This is a genomic window from Labilibaculum euxinicum, from assembly GCF_009795715.1.
In the GTDB taxonomy this organism is placed as follows: Bacteria; Bacteroidota; Bacteroidia; order Bacteroidales; family Marinifilaceae; genus Labilibaculum; species Labilibaculum euxinus.
In genome coordinates, this window is sequence record NZ_WTCR01000004.1 from 409,144 (window position 1) to 427,986 (window position 18,843).

The window sequence follows — 18,843 nt, forward strand, 5'->3', positions numbered from 1 at the left end:
TTAATTTGACCGCCATTTTTTATTTGTACAGATTGTAACTGATTCTTACTTTCACCTGCAGGCCGGTTACTCATTCTTATTTTCCACTCTCCTTTATCCTGTTTCTGTTCTCATTTTTCAATAAAAACCCCTATTTTCGCAAACTACAATTATCAGAATTATGAAGAACAAATTTACGGTTGGGAGTTTATATGCGGGTGTTGGCGGAATTTGTCTGGGATTTAAAAACTCAGGTTTTGCTGTTTCCTGGGCCAATGAATATGACAAAAACGCCTGTGTTACCTATCGTGAAAATTTCACTCACAAACTGATTGAAGGCGATATCATGGAAATTGATATCAGCAGCCTGAATAAAGTAGATGTGCTTGCCGGTGGTTTTCCCTGTCAGCCTTTTTCGGTGGCAGGCTACAGAAAGGGATTCGGCGATAACCGGGGAAATCATTTTTTTAGAATGCTCGATTTTGTAGACGAAATGAGACCCAAAGTTTTGTTCTTCGAAAATGTGAAAAATCTGGTTGGGCACGATAAGGGGAATACCTTTAAAGTAATTCGGAACGAAATCGAAAAGAGAAACTATTCTTTTCACTCCAAAGTACTGAACACAAAAGATTACGGCAATATTCCACACAACAGGGAACGGATTTTCATCATCGGCTTCGATAAAAATGTGTACCCCGACAATTATAAATACTTCGATTTTCCGGCCAAAGAAACATTAACCCGAAAGGTAAAAAGTGTATTCCTGAAAGGTAAAGTAGATGAGAAATTTTATTACCGCGAAGACAAGTACATGTTTGAAATGCTACAGAACGATATCACAAGAGAAGATACCGTATATCAGTTCCGAAGACAATATGTAAGAGAGAACAAATCGGATGTCTGCCCCACTTTAACGGCCAATATGGGCACTGGCGGACACAATGTACCCTTAATAAAAACAGAGTTCGGAATCAGAAAATTAACGCCCAAAGAGTGTTTTAAGTTTCAGGGCTTTCCCGATACTTATATTTTGCCTGAGATTGCCAACTCACACCTCTACAAACAAGCCGGCAACTCGGTGAGTGTTCCGGTTATCGAGAAAATTGCCGAAAACATATTGAAAGCAATCAATGGAATAGACTGCAAAATGAGCCCTAACTAGAGCTTTTTCAATTCACAAATCAGAAAATCGAATTCCTTTAAATCACCGCACTGGATGTAGTAATTGGCTGCATCCATTTTTATTTTGCCGTTCAACAAAGAATTTTGAGGCAACAAATAACCTTCACCAATAATGTACCTGATGGTTTGCTGAGTGCAAACACCCGCAAAATCGAAAGTCCATTTCTCACCCAATATTATCTCTTTCAACTGCTCAGAATCAAATTCGTTCGTGTAAAAAAACAGATGACGTTTCAACAGTTTTTTAATATCCGGCTTACTCCTCACCAGTAAAAAGAAATCGTAGTGTTGGTTGGTGCCGTTCGCCAAATTAGGAATGTACTCCCCTTTCTTATTCCAGTCTTTTGCTTCGAGCAGTAACAAATTGGAAAAAAATGCCGCCGATTTAATATTGATTCTTTTGCCCCGGCATTCTAAATCTGCATCGTCCCAAATGCCTTTGCCGTAAATACCGGTGTCAGGTTTATTAATGCTTGTAAAACCTCTTTTCAACAGCTCCCTGTAGGTAACAAATTCGGCCAATTTCCCCTGAAAAGTATTCGCAAACAATTCACCCTTATTCCTTTCCTGTTTTCCTCCCGAGCGATGCTTTCGATGATGACCTTCCCCAAAAACCATGCACCATGCAAAATCAAAACAAGCAACAATTGTAGTACGGTCGATTGCAACTGCTTTAAATTCTCTTTTAGCAGTTATAAAATATTCACAGGAATTTTTAAGCTCTAATTTCATTGTTTTAGATTCATGATAAAGACAAATTGTATTTAGTCTCAATCTTCTTTGCTGATCTCCTCTTTCCCATTTAAAGAGTCAGACAAACGGGCACTGGCCTTGCTCTTGGCAATGTGATTATCCAATTGCTCAATTAACGCGCTTAGCGCCGGATTAACCGATGCCTGATTTAGCAGGGAAATCTTACAGCATTTATAACCGGCTTCCTTGAAGCTACAAAACAATAATCCGTAAACAAAGTAAACTTACAACTAATTCTCCAAGAGTTATAGCTTAACTAAATAGAGAACAACACAGTATTGTTTAAACAGGCTAAATCAAATTTGTATTTAAGCAAAAAGCCCGTTTTGAATGATAAAACGGGCTTTGTATTTTATTTAGAGTTTAACGAATCGTGAAGTGTTACTTTGTTACCAAATCCTGACTGGTATGCAACCAAAAACTCTTCACTTTCATTTTTAAGTAGTTCGATTCGTACTCCACGCATTTCATAGGATCTGATTTTCTATACAAATCCTGTCCTATCTCCATAATATCCTGCATGGTTGCCCACAAATGATTCAAACAGCGAAATACTTCTTCTTTAAGCAAACCTCTGGAGTTAAGCAAACGATTGAGTTCTATTCTATTTAATTTGAGCACCTGAAAAAGTGTCAAAATTTTCTCTATAATCGTTTGGGTTACCTCGGCATTTTCGCGGGGAATATTCGCTTCCAACTGCACTATGAATTTTGGAATCACTGTGAGAATGGCTTTCAAATCCTTCTTTTCAATGATTTCTACAATTTGATCAAATTCGTTTATCCGGGATACCGGGAAGTTATCCTGAACCTCAAGTATCATGTTGTTCAGAGATTCTATCCGTTTATAAATTCCAGAACGAAGGTTTTGAATCTGTACTCCCTCGGGACCACAATTCACATATTCTTTTGCCCGCTGAATTTGTTCACTTACACGGGCTTTAAAAGTCTCATCGAATATAGGATACATTCTGTTGAAATCTGCCATATCCCGGGTGTAACTATCCAGCAAGAATTTTGCCGCCACCGGCATTTCATCAAAACTAAAAGGAAAATCTATTGTTTCCATACCACCATTTTTGTTAGTTATGCATACATTTTACACTCTCTTTCTTTGCTGTTATTCTATCTCACCACTTACAGAATCTTTTATAAAACAGCATCGAAAATTAAAGAAATAATCTTTCTGTAATTCATAACATAATTACACAAGATTCGATCATTTCCGACTCATAAAATACAAAAAATCAGCACGATCGTAAAAATATTAAAAATGATGTACAACATGTTTTTAGAGTCGCTCAGTAAAAGGTCTTGATTTTAACGGGAAAAGCCATCTGTTTTTTTTAGCATCAATCAATCTTTTATTAGTTTTGTATAGACCCAATAAAAATAAGATGACAAAAAAAATACTATTATTCGCCTTTATCCTTTTGCCACTGCTAAACTTTGCACAGCAAATTAACAAAACCGATGAGCTGGGGAACAAACAAGGTGTATGGGAAAAATCACACACCAATGGCAGACTTAAATACTCCGGTACTTTTAAAGATAATTACCCTATTGGAGAAATGAAACGTTATCACGAAAACGGCAATTTAAAAGCTGAATTATTTTTTACCAGTGAAGGACAAAAAGCGAAAGCTATTCTTTACAATGAATCCGCAGGATTAATTGCAAAAGGAAATTTCATACAATCGAAAAAAGATAGCATTTGGGTGTACTTCGATAAGAATAAAAACATCCGCGCCAGCGAAACATTTACCGGGGGAATAAAAAATGGTGAAAGTGTGTACTACTTTAAAAACGGAAACCCTGCCGAAACCCTTAGCTTCCTAAATGGCAAACGACATGGGATCTGGAAACGTTATTTTGAAAATGGAAAAACATATTTGGAGGCAAATTACAGCTCCGGAAATTTAGATGGCATCACTCAATCGTACTTCCCAAATGGAGTGATTGAATTTAGCGGCACGTACAAAAACAACAAGCGCGACGGAGAATGGTATTTTTATTCTGAAAAAGGGGAGCTTCTTTTCAATATAGAATACAAAAACGGCATCGCCGCCAATCAGGATGAATTGGATAGTATTCAACAGAAAAAATTAGAGGAAATGGAGAAACAAAAAGACCATTTAATCGATCCTGAAAAATTTGTTGACGATCCGGATTCCTATCTTCGCTCGCAAATGAGATAAACACCTGCATATTTACCATTCTCCGAAACACAACTTCATTAATTATAAGTAGATGAGCCAAAAAGGAATCAGTCTTTTTCAGCTGAATCAGCAAATAAAAAATATCCTTTCTGAAACATTTACTTCGGGCGTTTGGATTGTGGCTGAAATTAGTGAACTGCGTTACAATCAAAACGGACATTGTTATCTGGAACTGGTTGAAAAAGATGAAAACAGCGATCAGATTATTGCGAAAGCAAAAGCTACCATTTGGTCCTACACCTTTCGAATGCTGAAACCTTACTTCGAAACAACAACAGGTCAGCCTTTTTCATCAGGAATAAAAGTATTGGTAAATGTAAGTGTTGAGTTTCAGGAAATTTATGGTTTCTCCTTAAATATCAAAGACATTGACCCTACCTACACTTTGGGTGACATGGCCCGGCGGAGAAAAGAAATTATTGCGCGGCTGGATGAAGAAGGTGTGTTGGAAATGAATAAGGAACTGGTTTTTCCTGAGATTCCAAAATGCATTGCCATCATCTCCTCGCCTACGGCTGCAGGCTACGACGACTTCACAAATCAGCTCGACAACAACTCTTTCGGCTACAAATTCCACTACAAATTGTTTCCGGCTGTTATGCAGGGAAATAATGCCGAAGAATCGATAATTGCTGCTCTCGATAAAATAAATGAGTACGAAGATGTATTTGATACTGCCGTGATTATTCGTGGTGGCGGCTCGCAGGCAGATTTGAATTGTTTTGACAGCTATTGGCTGGCTTTTAACATTGCTCAATTTCCAATGCCGGTAATTTCTGGTATCGGACACGAAAGAGATGAAACGATTGTTGATTTGGTGGCTCATACCAAAGTAAAAACACCAACTGCAGCAGCCGAATTCTTAATTGATTGTTTTGACGAATGCAGAGAATATCAGAATGGTTTACGCGAGCAATTTTTAGAAGAGGTGAATGAAGTTCTTTTATCCTCATCGGAAAAACTGGTGCACTTAACCAACAAATTCTCGCCCATGGTGAGTCAGATACTGGAACGGAAATCGAATCAGCTGAGTGCAGCCAAACAGAGACTAAAAACTGCCGGTACTCATTTGCTGGGTGATCAATTTCATTATCAGCAAAGACTGAATTCACAATTTCAGTATTCTACAGAACGAAGAATTGAAAATCAAAAAACGCTTATCAGTCAGTTGCAGATAAAACTTAAAACCAAGATTAAAAGACAGATTGAGCAGCAGAAACACCATCTGTCATTATTCGGGCAATCGGTAAAATATCTTAATCCTGATCATATTCTGAAAAAAGGATATACCTTGAGTTTGAAAGAAGGAAAAATAATAAAGGATATTGATCAGCTATCGCCCCACGACATTATTGAAACCCGGTTTGCCAACGGAAGCGTTGAAAGTCAGGTTCAAAAAATCAATCGGAAAAAGAAAACTAAAACGACTTAATTAAATACAAATGGCTAAAAAAAAGACAAGCTACCGCGATGCAATTACCGAAATTGAAGAAACCATTGCTTCCATCGAAAATGACGAGCTGGATGTGGATGATTTATCGGAAAAGGTAAAACGGGTTTCGGAGCTTCTTGTAATTTGCAAAGAGAAGCTTCACAACACCGAAAAAGAAGTTGAGAAAATTTTAAATGAAATGGATGAATAAATTACTGCTTGTTTTCATTGTTTCCTTATTGGGAATTTCTTGTGAAGCTCAGAAACCCGGGCCTAATAAATTACAGACTTACGTGAATGAGTTTGTATCGGACAGCTGTTTTTATTCGGCCGGAATAGGAATTGTAGTCTCGGATGTGAAAACAGGTAAAAATTTAGCATCGAACCAAGCTCATTTGGCTTTGACTCCCGCATCAACACAAAAATTAATTACAACAGCAGCTGCCCTGGAGATTTTAGGAAGCAATTATCAGTTTACAACGCAAATTGAAACCAACGGAGAACTTCTTAAAAACGGAACTCTTGCCGGAAACCTGATTGTAAAAGGTTTTGGAGATCCAACACTGGGATCGAAATATTTTGAGAACGAAAAACCGATTGAGCAACAGATTGCAGAGAAAATAAAGGCTCTTGGCATCCGGAAAATTAAAGGAAAAATACTGGCTGACGACTCTTATATTGAAGCCAAAATACCAGCAACATGGATCTGGGAAGATATTGGAAATTACTACGGTGCAATTCCCAACGGACTTAGCTTTCATGATAATATGTACAGCCTGTTTTTTTCATCGGGAAAAGCCGGCACTGCAACACAATTGACAAAAACAGAACCGCAAAACACAGGATTGTTTTTCGACAATCAGGTAATCAGCTCAGCTGTTAATCGCGATTTGGCCTATATTTTTGGAGGAAATACCAGTAATCAGCGAAGAATTGAAGGCAGCATTCCACAAAACAGAGCCCAGTTTAAAGTGAAAGGTGCCCTTTTGCAGCCAAAAAACTGTTTAATCGAATCTCTGAATCAATCATTTCTGAAAGTAGGAATCTCAATCGAAAACAAGGTTTTTCCGGCTAAAGAAAGAAATTTGCTTCTTAATTTGAATTCTCCGAAGCTGAAAGATATTATAACCCTTACCAATCAAAAAAGCATCAACCTTTTTGCCGATCATCTGCTTTTCGAGATTGGAGCAAAAGAATCAGGAAAGGCAAGCTGGGAAAACGGGATTGAAGCTGTTAAAAATTTCTGGAATCAAAAAGGTCTTCCCACAAAATACCTGTCACTGTATGATGGGTGCGGACTCTCCCACTTCAACGCTGTTTCTGCAGACTTTTTCGATCAGGTTTTAAGAATCATGTATCGGAGCAGGTATTCAAATGAGTTTAGCTCTTCATTGCCTGTTTCCGGGATATCAGGGACTTTAAAATCATTTGGTCGGAATAGTGATCTGCAAGGGAACTGGAAAGCTAAAACCGGCTCGATGACCGGCGTAAGAACTTATTGTGGCTATCTAACAACAAAATCAGGGAAAGAATACTCTGTAAGCATTTTAATTAATAATTATTCCTGCTCATCATCTGCTGTAAATATTAAACTTTTAACTCTTTTAAATCAGCTTTATAATTCCTAACTTCAGATTGCATCTGTTTACTGATTTAATTTGATGTTTATGAGAATTACAAAGCAATATTTTTCAATTGTACTCCTTCTTTTCATCTTCTGTTTTAAAGGTTTTTCCGCTAATCAGAAAGATATTTTAGTCTTAAATTCCTACCACAATGGTTTAAGTTGGACCGACTCCATCGTATCAAGTATCAAGCGGGAATTTTCAACCAAATTATCCTATTCTATTTACATAGAGGATATGGATACAAAAAGATATTTCTCGCAAAACTATTTGAATTTGCTTGCCAAATTTTATCAGGAAAAATATAAGAATAAAAAATTCGACTTAATTATATCTACAGACAACAATGCTTATGATTTCTTATTAGAATATAAGAATCAGATTTTTGGATCTGTACCAGTATTGTTTTGTGGTTTGAACTCAACTATTGACGTTCCGAAAGGATACAGCGGAGTTTTCGAAAATATGAATTTTTGTTCTACCATTCATCTCATTAAGGAAAATCATCCTAAATTTTCAGAACTTGTTATCGTCAGCGACAAAACCACCACAGGAAAAGTCATGGCACAATTTGTTGAAGATGATATCAAAAACATGGAAGAATTGATTCCTTACAGAATCATTCAACCGGATAATATGCCGAATCTTCAAAAAGAACTCTCCTCGCTGGATAAAAATTCGATTGTTTTATATCTGCTTTACAATAGAGACTCTGAAGGGAAGTATTATACTTACGAAGATAGTTTTAGAGAAGTAATACCTTATTGCAAGGTGCCAATTTACTGTGTTTGGGATTTTTACATGGGTCACGGGGCTGTAGGAGGCACATTAATTACCGGTAGAAATCAAGGAAAACAAGTTGCTGAAATGGCAAAAAGAGTCCTATCAGGTACTAGTATAGATGATATTCCTTCGCAAAAGGCAAAATACGAGAATTGTTTTGACTACAAACAACTTACTCGATTCAATATTGACAGATCAAAACTCCCTAAAGATTCCCGAATTATAAATGAACCATACAGCTTTGTCCGCGAAAACAAAGAAATTGTTATTCTAACCCTAACAGTATTGATTCTTCTTACAATTATTATCATTGTGATGACCATTAATATGCATTTACGAAAGGTTCGTGCTCAAAAAGAAAAAGCTCATTTGCTGGAAATAAAAGCCAATCACGAAGAACTAAAAATTGCTAAAGAAGCAGCTGAGGAATCAAGTAGATTGAAATCGGCATTTTTAGCCAATATGTCGCACGAAATCCGAACTCCAATGAATGCCATTTTGGGTTTTACCGATCTATTGGCCGGGGATTATGTAGAAAAAGAAAAACGTACCCGCTTTATCTCAATTATTCAAAGAAACACAAAACACTTGCTTCGCTTAATCAGTGATATATTGGATATCTCGAAAATTGAGACCAATCAATTAAAAATTGTGAAAAACAAATGTGTTCTGGATAATCTATTCGTAAATCTGAATGAAATTTACGAAGCCATACTTGACTTGCATGATAATAAAAATCTTTCCATTATAACTACAGTTCCTGACGATAAAAGCATTTCTGAATTCAATACTGATACAATGCGCCTGGTTCAGATTTTCAATAACTTAATCGAAAATTCTATAAAATTTACCAACATCGGAACAATTGAAATTGGATATGATATTAAAGGAGACTTCCTCCGGTTTTTTGTGAAAGACACAGGAATCGGAATATCTGAAGACAAACAAAAAATTATTTTCGACCGTTTCCGTCAGGCTGATTTAAATGCAGATACAAGAACATACGGAGGTACCGGATTGGGATTGGCAATCAGTAAAAGTCTGGTTGAACTTTTAGGAGGCGAAATATGGTTTACCTCGAAACTTAATGAGGGAACCACTTTCTACTTTACCATTCCGTTTTAAAAATAAAGGCGGACATTTCTGCCCACCTTCTGTATTTAATTCAATTCCTTATTTAAAAGAAATAGTACAAGCCTACCGAAATTCTTGTATTTCCTACCCAATGGGTATTCTCAACTTCTGCTTTCTCAGTAACGTCGCCGTAAGAGGCGGCTGTATATTCTACTTCCAATTCCATCTTTAAATTCTCGAAACGTTTCGCAACCCGTGGCGCAATACGATACAATTCTCCAATATCTTTTCCCCGGCTATAAATCATGCCTGAAATAACTTTATCATCAGCACCCATATTTTTGGAATAACCGGCATGTAAAGCCAACTCAAAATTATTTTTAAGGTAAGAAATATCAGTCCATGTACCTAAAACCTTTATTCCAGTATAACTGGCCTCATTAGTCATAGGATTTAAACTTTTCGCTGCATATCCACCTAACATTAACACATCAGTTAAGTTGGTTCCATAAGTAGCTTGAGTCTTAAAAGTAATTGGTTTTAAATTCAATTTATAAGATGCAACCACCGCCCACGACGAAAGAGTTTCATCATTCTTCCATTTAGTTAAATTACCATCTTCTAACGATCCTGTTGTACTTGTTAAAGATGGTTTGATGTTTTTAAACTCTCCACTTAATCCAAACACATGCTTTCCTGCATAGTAATGAACCAGTCCCTGAAGAATAGGCAATCCTGAATTTCTTAAATATTTGTTACTCGCTCCATCGGGTCCGGTACTTGTATAATCACGCTCCGATGCAATAGCTGCCAGTAATTTCCAATGCTCCGTTTTGTAAGTGAAACGCAACTGAGGATTACGTGCAAAAGCTTTGAATGGCAATCCGGCATTGGCACCAACTGTAGTTGGAAAGATTTCAGCATCAAATAATGGTGACCATGTTTGTCCTATTAACAAAGAAGTCTTACCCCAATCCAAATTTACAAAAGCGTGACGCAAACGCAATCCATTCACATCCGATTCTGCATTGCCGATAAACTCTGCTTCCAATAAACCATTGGTCTTCGCTCCTAAAATTTCAGGCCCTGCAATTTTTGCATTTACACGCGACTGAATAACAGCCATATTATAAACGCCGCCTTTGTTCATGTCTTTTCCACTTCCATCTAAAAGTTCATCTTTTGGATATAGCAAGATAAATCCCTCACGGGCACTAACCGTCTGACGGGTATCGTAGGTAAATAAAGAGTGCACATAGCCTCCAAATTTAACTGAAATGTCTTGTTTTTTCTCTTGTGCTTTACCGGTAGGAATGCCAACAAAGAAAAGCATTAAAAGTAGTAGATAGTTAATTTTTTTCATAGATCTTATTAGTTTTTTGCGCCACAAAGATATACAGGAATATTAGTTTATAAGAATATTATAAAACAGCTTTTTATTCCTGTATCCAGAACAAAAGGACTTCAAAATAAAATCACAAAAACAACTGCCAATCAGTCAGATATATTAATATTCCTGATAAACTATTAACGGGCCGCCTTCAAATTCAATTCGGAAACTGTCCCCCATCGATTCATTTAGGGTTCCCTGATTCATCAGTTCCAGTTTTTGCTCTGTTAATGCATATCGTAAGTTGGCAGTAGAAATTAGAGTCTCCGCGTTTGGAGAAAATATTGAAACTTGCTGACGGGTGTAACTGTCGAAGTTTTTTGAGCGGAGAATAGGTGTAAAACAACCATAATCGGTAAGCATTTTTACACGAATTTTTTTTGCATATTGTGGCAGTAGAAACACATTTCCAATCATATGATCGTCACGCTGTCCGGTTGCTCCAACAATAGTAACCTGAGAAAATTTATTTTCCAGACACCAATTAATGGCTTTGGTTAAATCATTACTGTCCTGATTGGCAAAATGGTGAATGATATCGCGGTATTTCCATTTCATTTCCGGATTTAAAGAATCCAGATCGCCTACAATTGCGAAAGGCTCAATTCCCGCTTCATCCAATTTATTAATTGCTCCATCGCAGCAAACAATATATTTTGAGGATTTTAATTCGTTTAAAGGAATTTTGTGTGTAGGGAATGAACCATTAGCCAGAATTACCGCTTTCTTTTGCATGCTTACTTAATCTAAATCTTTCAGAATTTGAATTTTATCAAACACAAAAGTAATTATTCGCGGGAAATTGCTTCAGTATTAAGCATATCTTTTTTCCATTGAATATATCCTACCACTGCCAAAACAGTATAAAAAAAGAAAAGAACAGAGGTTGGATACAATCCTTTATAGATATACAGCCCCAAAGAAACCGCATTTACAATTACCCAAACCAGCCATTGCTCTAGAATTTTCCGCGCCAGCATCCAGGTAGCAACAATACTCAAGGCTGTTGTGAAAGCATCCCAATATGGAATAGAAGCATCAGTAAAAGTTACCAATATATATGAGATTACCGCATAAATTAACATGCTGGCTCCGAAAAGAATTAAAAACAATTCCTTCGATAATTTGCTTACTGGAAGTTCTTTCTGACTAGTTCCTTTCGACCAAACAATCCAACCGTAAATACTAATAAAAACATAGTAGAATTGAAGAGACATGTCGGCATACAACTTGGCAATAAAAAACACATAAATGTACATCACCGAGGTTAAAAGCCCAACCGGCCACAACCATTTATTCTGTTTGATTTCTAAAAAAAGAAAGATTAAACCGGCAACGGTTCCAATTATTTCAATGATATTATCAACAATCCAATTCATGCTGTTAGAATATATTTTGCAGGGACACAACCTACTGTGTCCCTGCAAATTTATTTAAAATCTTACTGTTACGCCAGCAAGAAAGTTAATTCCTGCTTGTGGAAAATACCCATCCATTTTATAACGTGTACCTCCTGTATTGTAACTATAAACCCAAGCATTCGACTCATATTCCTCATCGAACAAATTATTTACCTGAAGATGTATTCTCATACTTTTGAATATATTACTTTTTATATCGTATGATAAATTCAGGTTTGAAACAAAGTAAGCATTCAATTTACGATCACTACTTGATGTATTATCGATAAACTGCTCATCAACAAACTGAGAAGATAACTGAGCGGTAAATCCTGATTTTTGGTATGTAAACATCGAATTAGCAGTTACTTCAGGAGAAAAAGCAAGCTTTGTAGTACCTAAACTTGTTGCAATTTGACCTCCGTTATCCCAATCATCAACATATTCTGTAAAATTCTTAATCTTATTTCTGCTTAAAGTGATATTTCCACTCCAGTCAAATTCTTTAGAAATCTTCACTCCTCCACTAAACTCAGCTCCCATTCTGTAACTATCCGCAACATTTACCATAATGGCACTTCCAACATCATTAATTTGTCCGGTAAGTACCAACTGGTCCTTATAGTCCATGTAGTAAAGGTTTGCCTCAAAGAATACATTTGAACGAGTAAATTTATAACCAAATTCGTAATCGAATAAACGTTCACTTGTTGGTGTCTTTCCTAGCTCAGCATCGGTATAATTACTTCTGTTAGGCTCTCTGTTTGCAACTGCAAGAGAAGCAAAAAATCTGTTAGAATTATTCAATTGTAGATTTAAACCCAATTTTGGATTAAAAAACACAAAATCATGCTTCTGAGTCAGATCGCGAAAATCATCATCAATTCCTTCAATTTCATAATTAATACCACGTACCTGCATATCTGCATAAATGCTAAACTGTTCGGAGATTGCAATGTTGGCTTTTAAATATGTATTGTAATCTGTTTTGGTTCCTGTACTTGAATAATACTCATGATCAAGGAAAGTATCACCAGCATTTTTCATCCAACGAATTTTACCATAATGATCACCCTCATATTTATTCAAAGCACCACCCCAAACCAAATCAACAGTAGAGAAAGAATGACTCAAAGAAAAAACAGTTCCATAAAAATCATTATTCAACCATTTTCTTCTGATCACATCTGTTTTGGTGATACTTTCACTTCCAATTACAATTGGATCTAATCCATATTTACTCAATTTATCGTTTGGTTTAAACTGCTCATAGTATCCTTCACCATGCGTATAATGCAAGCCAATATTCAGTTTTGTGTTTTCTGATAACAAATGAGTTAAGAATAATTGCGAATGTTTCTGCCAATAATTATCGGTTTCATTCTTGTAGGTATACAAATTGTAAGTTCTGCTATCTGAAGCTTTCATAAAATCAACAGCCTCCTGACTTAGTAACCAGTTATCTGCATATTCCTGCATTCCAGCCTCATCATTGTTTAATCTCACACTAGGAACACCATTCCATGCTTGATAAGTTTGCTCTTTTCCTGCAAAAAAATTGGCTTTAATACTTGTTTTTTCGCCATAGTATCCTCCTGAAAGAAAAACAGATTGCAAATCAGTTTTCGCTCTATCGATGTAACCATCAGAAGTAATTTTAGATAAACGTGCATCGAAAGAAAATCCATTCTTTCCTAGTCCTGTTCCAACTTTAACCGTATTTTTAAACGTATTAAATGATCCGGCAGAACTTGCAATTTCAGCATATGCTTCCGAAGCAACTTTCGAAGTTTGAAGATTTACTGTTGCACCAAAAGCAGCTGCTCCATTCGTAGATGTACCCACTCCACGCTGAATTTGAATATCTTCTACCGAAGATGCAAAATCAGGCATATTTACCCAATAAACACCATGAGATTCAGAATCGTTCAAAGGAATACCATCAATGGTTACATTAATTCGATTCGCATCAGTTCCTCTTACTCTAAATCCAGTATAACCAACTCCCGATCCGGCATCCGATGTCGTTACAAACGAAGGTGTAGACGATAAAATCATGGGAATATCCTGCCCTAAATTTCGAGCAACAATTTCGTCCTTTTTCACATTGGTGAGAGCTACTGGTGTTTTACGATCTGCACGGGTAGCAGCAACAAGAACCTCATCGGCCATAATGGCAGATGCTTCCAAATTAAAGTCAATTTCTTCTGACTTAGCCAGCTTCACTTCTTTTTGAGCACTTTCATAACCCAAAAATGAAACCACAAAACTATAGTTTCCTTCTTTTAAATTCTGAAACCTGTATGTACCATTCGAACTGGCAACGGTTCCTAAATAAGTTCCCTTTACTGCGATTGTGGCACCCGGAAGTGCTTTGCCTGCTTTATCGGTAACTTTACCAGTTACGGTAAGTTGAGAGAATCCGATAAAACATACAAATTGCAATAAAATTAACACTGCAGCTCTGCGCAAAACACAGTTCATCTTTCTTGTAAACATTGTTTATAAGTTAAAACGTTAATAATATATTGCAATGAGGTTGTAATAAGATCAGGTTGGCGAAAAGTTAATTCGCAATTTTCCCTACGCCGGCATTATCCGGATCAGGTTTAAAGGGTATGATCTCAGCCTGTTATTTAAGGCACCCCACTGTGATTTTGCGACAAAGGTAATCGGAAATAGTTCAAAAACAAAAGAGCCGGCTAAATGCCGGCTCTTTCTAAAACCTAAACTTTCTTTTTTTCAACCCTATTTAATTGATTCAGGTGCATTAACACCCAAAACATCCTTTATAGCTTTTACGAATGTTTCTTTTGGTAAAGCTCCCTGTGCCATTGTTGGCTTTCCTTTAACAGGAATAAACAAAAAACTTGGTATGCTTTTAATTCCAAATGCCCCGGAAACCATTGGCGATTTATCGGTGTCAACTTTGTAAATCTGAATGTCCTGGCCATATTCCTTTTGAAGCTCCTCAAGCACAGGCGCAACACGTTTACACGGACCACACCATGTTGCATAAAAATCAACGATTACAGGTTTATCCCCCTTAAAATTCCATTCTTTACTATTTGTAAAATCAAATACCTTCTCCTTAAAACTATTATCATCCAAGTGGATGACTTCATTTGCTGCCTGGGAAAATGCACTTAAGTTTATCATTGTTACAAAAAATGCAAAAAATATTTTTTTCATGTGTCTAAATTTGTTTTTTATTGCCACATGGAACTCGCCAACTTAGTCATCCTCATGTGTGAGAAAAGTCTTCTCATGGCGCGTTTCATCTTTGTTTCTTTACAAAGGTAACCCAACAAAAGAACACCCCCTAGTTCAACTTCTTTTTTTATTATTACTCTCTTACAAAAATGATACTTTTTTCAGAACCATCATTATTATTCAGGAGCTTTAACAAAACTTTTAGTCTCAAATATTATTTACCTACACCAAGAACTTCGGAAAATGCCTGCTTAAAGGATTCTTTTGACATAGCACCCTGTGACATTTGTGGCTGCCCATCTGTAGGAATGAACAACAAAGACGGAATGCTCTGAATTCCAAACATTGATGCCAACTCACGTTCTTTTTCAGTGTCAATCTTGTAAATATCCAGATTATCACCATACTCTTCCTGTAATTCCTCTAAAATAGGAGCAACAGCTTTACATGGACCACACCAATCTGCATAAAAATCAACCAAACAAGGCCGGTTGCCTTCAAATTTCCAATCTTTATTTTGTTCGAAATTGAATACTTTCGTTTTAAATGTTTCTACTGTCAAATGTTCTACCATAACTTATAATATTAAAATAACACAATCATTTTACATGCATAAATATACATATTTACATCTTACAATTTATGTGCCAGATTCAAAAAATGCTTGTTTTTATAGATTCCATCTAAATAATTGTAATTTTGTCAGCGCAATGAATCAGGGATTTATGATTTTAAGCTCCTGAAGCACATGATTTAGAGTAAACTGTTTGAAAAAAAGTAAAGTGAAAGAACATTTAAAACACCCTATATTTTCAATTATTTCCAAAATTGTAACCCGTGAAAATCTCGAGAGTTATGTAATTGGAGGTTTTGTAAGAGATTTATTTTTACACCGGGAATCAAAAGATATTGATATTGTAGTTATTGGAAGCGGTATTGAACTAGCCCAAAAAGCAGCAAAAGAAGCCGGCGTATCAAAAGTTTCTGTTTTTAAGAACTATGGAACGGCAATGCTAAAGTACAAAGATCTGGAAATTGAATTTGTTGGTGCCAGAAAAGAATCTTACAATCGCGATTCCAGAAACCCTATTGTTGAAGACGGCACACTCGAAGATGATCAAAAAAGACGGGACTTCACCATTAATGCTTTAGCTCTTAGCCTGCATCAGGATAATTTTGGAGAGTTGCTCGATCCATTTAATGGAATTAATGATTTAAATAATAAAATCATTAAAACACCAATGGAACCAATAATAACATTCTCTGATGATCCTTTGCGAATGATGAGGGCAATACGTTTTGCGACCCAACTTAATTTCACAATATCGAAGGAAACTCTTGAAGCTATTCGTACCAATAAGGATCGAATTAATATCATCACAAAAGAAAGAATTATCGAGGAATTAAATAAGATAATTCTTTCAGATAAACCTTCTATCGGATTTAAGCTGCTGGATGAAACGGGCTTGTTAAAATTAATATTTCCCGAATTTGTTAGACTAAAAGGACGGGAAACCAGAAAAGGAATCAGTCATAAAGACAATTTCTACCATACACTTGAGGTTCTTGATCAATTAGCTCCAAAATCAAATAATCTTTGGTTGCGATGGTCGGCTTTGCTGCACGATATTGCCAAACCGAATACCAAGAGATTTGTGGATGGAATTGGATGGACGTTTCATGCTCATAATTTTATTGGCGAGAAAATGGTGCCTGGTATTTTTAAGAAAATGAAATTACCGTTGAACGAGAAAATGAAATTTGTTCAGAAAATGGTACTTCTTCATATGCGTCCCATCGTATTGGCACAAGAGGTGGTTACCGATTCTGCAATCCGAAGATTGCTGTTTGATGCCGGCGATGATGTAGATGAACTAATGAAATTATGCGAAGCCGATATCACTTCTAAAAATGAAGAAAAAGTGAAAAAGTTTCTCGATAATTTTCAATTGGTACGAAGGAAACTAAAAGAGGTGGAGGAAAAGGATTCTGTTCGTAACTTTCAGCCACCAATTGACGGACAGGAAATTATTGATATTTTTAATTTATCGCCATGCAGAATAATTGGCGATATTAAAATGGCTATAAAAGAGGCTATTCTTGATGGAGTAATTCCCAATGAACATGATGCAGCCTATCAGTTTATGCTGAAAAAAGGAAAAGAACTGGGACTTGAACCCATAAAAAAAAGCAACAAAAAAGAACCTTTGGATTAGTCCAAAGGTTTTTTAAAACTTACAACCTTTGCATGCTAAACAGCATCATATAATACAATAATAATATCTATTTTTGCGGCCTGAAAAAAAGAAGAAAACACCCCACTAATAAAGTATTCAGGAATGGCATACGTTGACAATACAATGATAATCAGAAGAGATCTTCTGGCAAGAATGGCAGATCTTTTTAATGAAGGGAAATTAATGGAAGGACTTGATAGAATTCCTCTTGAAATGGCCCCACGCAGAAGCCCTAAATCTGATCGTTGCTGTATTTTTAAGGAACGTGTAATCATTAAAGAAAAATTGATTCCACTTTTAGGTTTCGATTTGGATGAATACACAGACGAACTTAAAACTCTGGCTTCGTATGCTGAAGAAGCACTTGAAAGAAAAAACCCAATCAACAAAATATTAACGGTCGTTGATGAGGCATGTACCTCTTGTGTAAAGAATAGTTACATCGTAACCAATCTTTGCAAAGGTTGTGTTGCACATCCGTGTATGATGAACTGTCCTAAGGAATCCATCAGCTGGAATGCAAACGGTCAGGCTCAGATTAACCCAAAAACCTGTATTAATTGTGGTATTTGCATGAGTGTTTGTCCTTATCATTCCATTATATACATGCCTGTACCTTGCGAAAATGCTTGTCCTGTTGGCGCTATTACAAAAGATGAGTATGGTATTGAACGGATTGATGAAGATAAATGCATTGATTGCGGCAAATGTATTACGGCTTGTCCTTTTGGTTCAATCATGGAGAATTCTCAGATAATAGATGTGATGAAATCCATAAAAGAGGAAGAGCAAGAAACCGTTGCCATAGTTGCTCCTGCTGTTCTTGGACAATTCCACTCTAAAATAGAAAATGTATTAGGAGCTATCAAGAGATTGGGTTTTACAGATGTAATAGAAGTCGCTAAAGGTGCAAATGTAACTACTGAAAATGAGGCCGACGAATTACTGGAACGTCTGGCTGCAAAAGCCCCTTTTATGACAACTTCCTGCTGTCCTGCTTATGTTTCTGCTGTAGACAAGCATATACCCGAAATGAAAAAATACATTTCGCATACCAAGAGTCCGATGTATTATGCAGCAGAGATTGCCCGAGTAAAATATCCAAAGGCAAAAATTGTATTTATTGGACCATGTATTGCCAAACGCCGGGAAGGAATGAATGATCCGAACGTAGATTACGTAATGACATTTGAAGAATTATCGGCTCTTTTTAAAGGTTGGAAAGTTGAGATGGAAATGGAAAATTCAATAAATCTTGACAAAAGTATTTTAAATCACGGAAGAGCTTACGCCGCAAGTGGTGGTGTGGCGCAATCGGTACTTGAACTTAAGCCTTACGTAAACATTAAACCTGTAATTGTAAATGGTCTTGACAAAAAGAAGATTAATATGCTGAAAGCATTTGCTAAAACAGGCAAAACAAGCGGTAATTTTATAGAGGTAATGGCTTGTGAAGGTGGTTGTATTTCCGGTCCAAGTTCAAATTTCGATCCGAAAACAGGCAGTAAATTATATGAAAAAAATCTTGCAGATATTATTTCTGCAGAATAAATAAAT

At 36.4% G+C, this 18,843-nt stretch carries 16 protein-coding genes and 1 riboswitch; of the genes, 8 read left to right on the forward strand and 8 right to left on the reverse strand.

Annotated features, from left to right (window positions below; all coding sequences use genetic code 11):
* Nucleotides 1–160 precede the first annotated feature (160 nt).
* Nucleotides 161–1,141, forward strand: a complete 981-nt coding sequence (dcm, locus tag GQR60_RS07250) for a DNA (cytosine-5-)-methyltransferase (protein WP_124992288.1) — start codon at nucleotides 161–163, stop codon at nucleotides 1,139–1,141.
* Here the strand turns inward: dcm and GQR60_RS07255 are convergent.
* Nucleotides 1,138–1,893, reverse strand: a complete 756-nt coding sequence (locus tag GQR60_RS07255) for a hypothetical protein (RefSeq protein WP_124992289.1) — start codon at nucleotides 1,891–1,893, stop codon at nucleotides 1,138–1,140. The genes dcm and GQR60_RS07255 overlap by 4 nt on opposite strands.
* 402 nt (nucleotides 1,894–2,295) lie before the next feature.
* On the reverse strand, nucleotides 2,296–2,982 hold the full coding sequence (locus GQR60_RS07260; RefSeq protein ID WP_124992290.1) for a hypothetical protein: 687 nt from the start codon (nucleotides 2,980–2,982) through the stop codon (nucleotides 2,296–2,298).
* 328 nt (nucleotides 2,983–3,310) lie between these two features.
* Between GQR60_RS07260 and GQR60_RS07265 the strand changes: the two genes are divergently transcribed.
* Genes GQR60_RS07265 through GQR60_RS07285 form a run of 5 tightly spaced genes read left to right on the forward strand, consistent with a single transcriptional unit; the run spans nucleotide 3,311 to nucleotide 9,097 of the window.
* Nucleotides 3,311–4,111, forward strand: a complete 801-nt coding sequence (locus tag GQR60_RS07265; RefSeq protein WP_124992291.1) for a toxin-antitoxin system YwqK family antitoxin — start codon at nucleotides 3,311–3,313, stop codon at nucleotides 4,109–4,111.
* A gap of 52 nt (nucleotides 4,112–4,163) precedes the next feature.
* Nucleotides 4,164–5,564 carry an exodeoxyribonuclease VII large subunit gene (xseA, locus tag GQR60_RS07270; RefSeq protein ID WP_124992292.1) on the forward strand — a complete coding sequence of 467 codons (1,401 nt, stop codon included), beginning with the start codon at nucleotides 4,164–4,166 and terminating at the stop codon, nucleotides 5,562–5,564.
* A gap of 10 nt (nucleotides 5,565–5,574) precedes the next feature.
* Nucleotides 5,575–5,775 (forward strand): exodeoxyribonuclease VII small subunit, encoded by a 201-nt coding sequence (xseB, locus tag GQR60_RS07275; RefSeq protein ID WP_124992293.1) that lies wholly within the window; start codon nucleotides 5,575–5,577, stop codon nucleotides 5,773–5,775.
* Complete coding sequence (dacB, locus tag GQR60_RS07280) at nucleotides 5,768–7,192, forward strand: D-alanyl-D-alanine carboxypeptidase/D-alanyl-D-alanine endopeptidase (RefSeq protein ID WP_160463434.1); 1,425 nt, start codon at nucleotides 5,768–5,770, stop codon at nucleotides 7,190–7,192. Before xseB ends, dacB begins: the two co-directional genes overlap by 8 nt.
* 39 nt (nucleotides 7,193–7,231) lie before the next feature.
* Nucleotides 7,232–9,097 (forward strand): sensor histidine kinase, encoded by a 1,866-nt coding sequence (locus GQR60_RS07285; protein WP_160463435.1) that lies wholly within the window; start codon nucleotides 7,232–7,234, stop codon nucleotides 9,095–9,097.
* Nucleotides 9,098–9,149: 52 nt separating this feature from the next.
* Here GQR60_RS07285 and GQR60_RS07290 read toward each other — a convergent pair whose 3' ends face one another.
* From GQR60_RS07290 to trxA (GQR60_RS07315), 6 genes are all read right to left on the reverse strand, one after another.
* Entirely contained in the window at nucleotides 9,150–10,409 is a 1,260-nt protein-coding gene (locus tag GQR60_RS07290; protein ID WP_124992296.1) for a hypothetical protein, read from the reverse strand.
* Nucleotides 10,410–10,553: 144 nt separating this feature from the next.
* Nucleotides 10,554–11,171, reverse strand: a complete 618-nt coding sequence (locus tag GQR60_RS07295) for a thiamine diphosphokinase (RefSeq protein ID WP_124992297.1) — start codon at nucleotides 11,169–11,171, stop codon at nucleotides 10,554–10,556.
* Between the two features lie 53 nt (nucleotides 11,172–11,224).
* Nucleotides 11,225–11,815 carry a nicotinamide riboside transporter PnuC gene (pnuC, locus tag GQR60_RS07300; RefSeq protein ID WP_124992298.1) on the reverse strand — a complete coding sequence of 197 codons (591 nt, stop codon included), beginning with the start codon at nucleotides 11,813–11,815 and terminating at the stop codon, nucleotides 11,225–11,227.
* 54 nt (nucleotides 11,816–11,869) lie between these two features.
* Complete coding sequence (locus tag GQR60_RS07305; protein ID WP_225441362.1) at nucleotides 11,870–14,335, reverse strand: TonB-dependent receptor; 2,466 nt, start codon at nucleotides 14,333–14,335, stop codon at nucleotides 11,870–11,872.
* Nucleotides 14,336–14,398: 63 nt separating this feature from the next.
* Nucleotides 14,399–14,495: riboswitch (TPP riboswitch) on the reverse strand.
* A gap of 89 nt (nucleotides 14,496–14,584) precedes the next feature.
* Nucleotides 14,585–15,028 (reverse strand): thioredoxin, encoded by a 444-nt coding sequence (trxA, locus tag GQR60_RS07310; protein WP_124992299.1) that lies wholly within the window; start codon nucleotides 15,026–15,028, stop codon nucleotides 14,585–14,587.
* Nucleotides 15,029–15,263: 235 nt separating this feature from the next.
* Nucleotides 15,264–15,623: a thioredoxin gene (gene trxA / locus GQR60_RS07315; protein ID WP_124992300.1), complete on the reverse strand. Its 360-nt coding sequence runs from the start codon at nucleotides 15,621–15,623 to the stop codon at nucleotides 15,264–15,266.
* A 193-nt stretch (nucleotides 15,624–15,816) separates the two neighbouring features.
* On the opposite strand from trxA (GQR60_RS07315), the gene GQR60_RS07320 reads away from it, so the two are divergent.
* A complete protein-coding gene (locus tag GQR60_RS07320; RefSeq protein ID WP_191991598.1) occupies nucleotides 15,817–17,265 on the forward strand; it encodes a CCA tRNA nucleotidyltransferase in 1,449 nt (482 codons plus the stop codon).
* A 123-nt stretch (nucleotides 17,266–17,388) separates the two neighbouring features.
* Nucleotides 17,389–18,837 carry a monomeric [FeFe] hydrogenase gene (locus GQR60_RS07325; protein ID WP_124992302.1) on the forward strand — a complete coding sequence of 483 codons (1,449 nt, stop codon included), beginning with the start codon at nucleotides 17,389–17,391 and terminating at the stop codon, nucleotides 18,835–18,837.
* The last annotated feature ends 6 nt before the right edge of the window (nucleotides 18,838–18,843 follow it).

Excerpts from the sequence above, each read along its gene's own strand:
- dacB (WP_160463434.1), top strand. The coding sequence starts at position 5,768 with ATGAATAAATTACTGCTTGTTTTCATTGTTTCCTTATTGGGAATTTCT.
- trxA (WP_124992300.1), bottom strand. The coding sequence starts at position 15,623 with ATGGTAGAACATTTGACAGTAGAAACATTTAAAACGAAAGTATTCAAT.
- pnuC (WP_124992298.1), bottom strand. The coding sequence starts at position 11,815 with ATGAATTGGATTGTTGATAATATCATTGAAATAATTGGAACCGTTGCC.
- xseB (WP_124992293.1), top strand. The coding sequence starts at position 5,575 with ATGGCTAAAAAAAAGACAAGCTACCGCGATGCAATTACCGAAATTGAA.
- GQR60_RS07285 (WP_160463435.1), top strand. The coding sequence starts at position 7,232 with ATGAGAATTACAAAGCAATATTTTTCAATTGTACTCCTTCTTTTCATC.
- xseA (WP_124992292.1), top strand. The coding sequence starts at position 4,164 with ATGAGCCAAAAAGGAATCAGTCTTTTTCAGCTGAATCAGCAAATAAAA.
- GQR60_RS07255 (WP_124992289.1), bottom strand. The coding sequence starts at position 1,893 with ATGAAATTAGAGCTTAAAAATTCCTGTGAATATTTTATAACTGCTAAA.
- GQR60_RS07295 (WP_124992297.1), bottom strand. The coding sequence starts at position 11,171 with ATGCAAAAGAAAGCGGTAATTCTGGCTAATGGTTCATTCCCTACACAC.
- GQR60_RS07305 (WP_225441362.1), bottom strand. The coding sequence starts at position 14,335 with ATGTTTACAAGAAAGATGAACTGTGTTTTGCGCAGAGCTGCAGTGTTA.
- GQR60_RS07325 (WP_124992302.1), top strand. The coding sequence starts at position 17,389 with ATGGCATACGTTGACAATACAATGATAATCAGAAGAGATCTTCTGGCA.
- GQR60_RS07260 (WP_124992290.1), bottom strand. The coding sequence starts at position 2,982 with ATGGAAACAATAGATTTTCCTTTTAGTTTTGATGAAATGCCGGTGGCG.
- trxA (WP_124992299.1), bottom strand. The coding sequence starts at position 15,028 with ATGAAAAAAATATTTTTTGCATTTTTTGTAACAATGATAAACTTAAGT.
- GQR60_RS07290 (WP_124992296.1), bottom strand. The coding sequence starts at position 10,409 with ATGAAAAAAATTAACTATCTACTACTTTTAATGCTTTTCTTTGTTGGC.
- dcm (WP_124992288.1), top strand. The coding sequence starts at position 161 with ATGAAGAACAAATTTACGGTTGGGAGTTTATATGCGGGTGTTGGCGGA.
- GQR60_RS07265 (WP_124992291.1), top strand. The coding sequence starts at position 3,311 with ATGACAAAAAAAATACTATTATTCGCCTTTATCCTTTTGCCACTGCTA.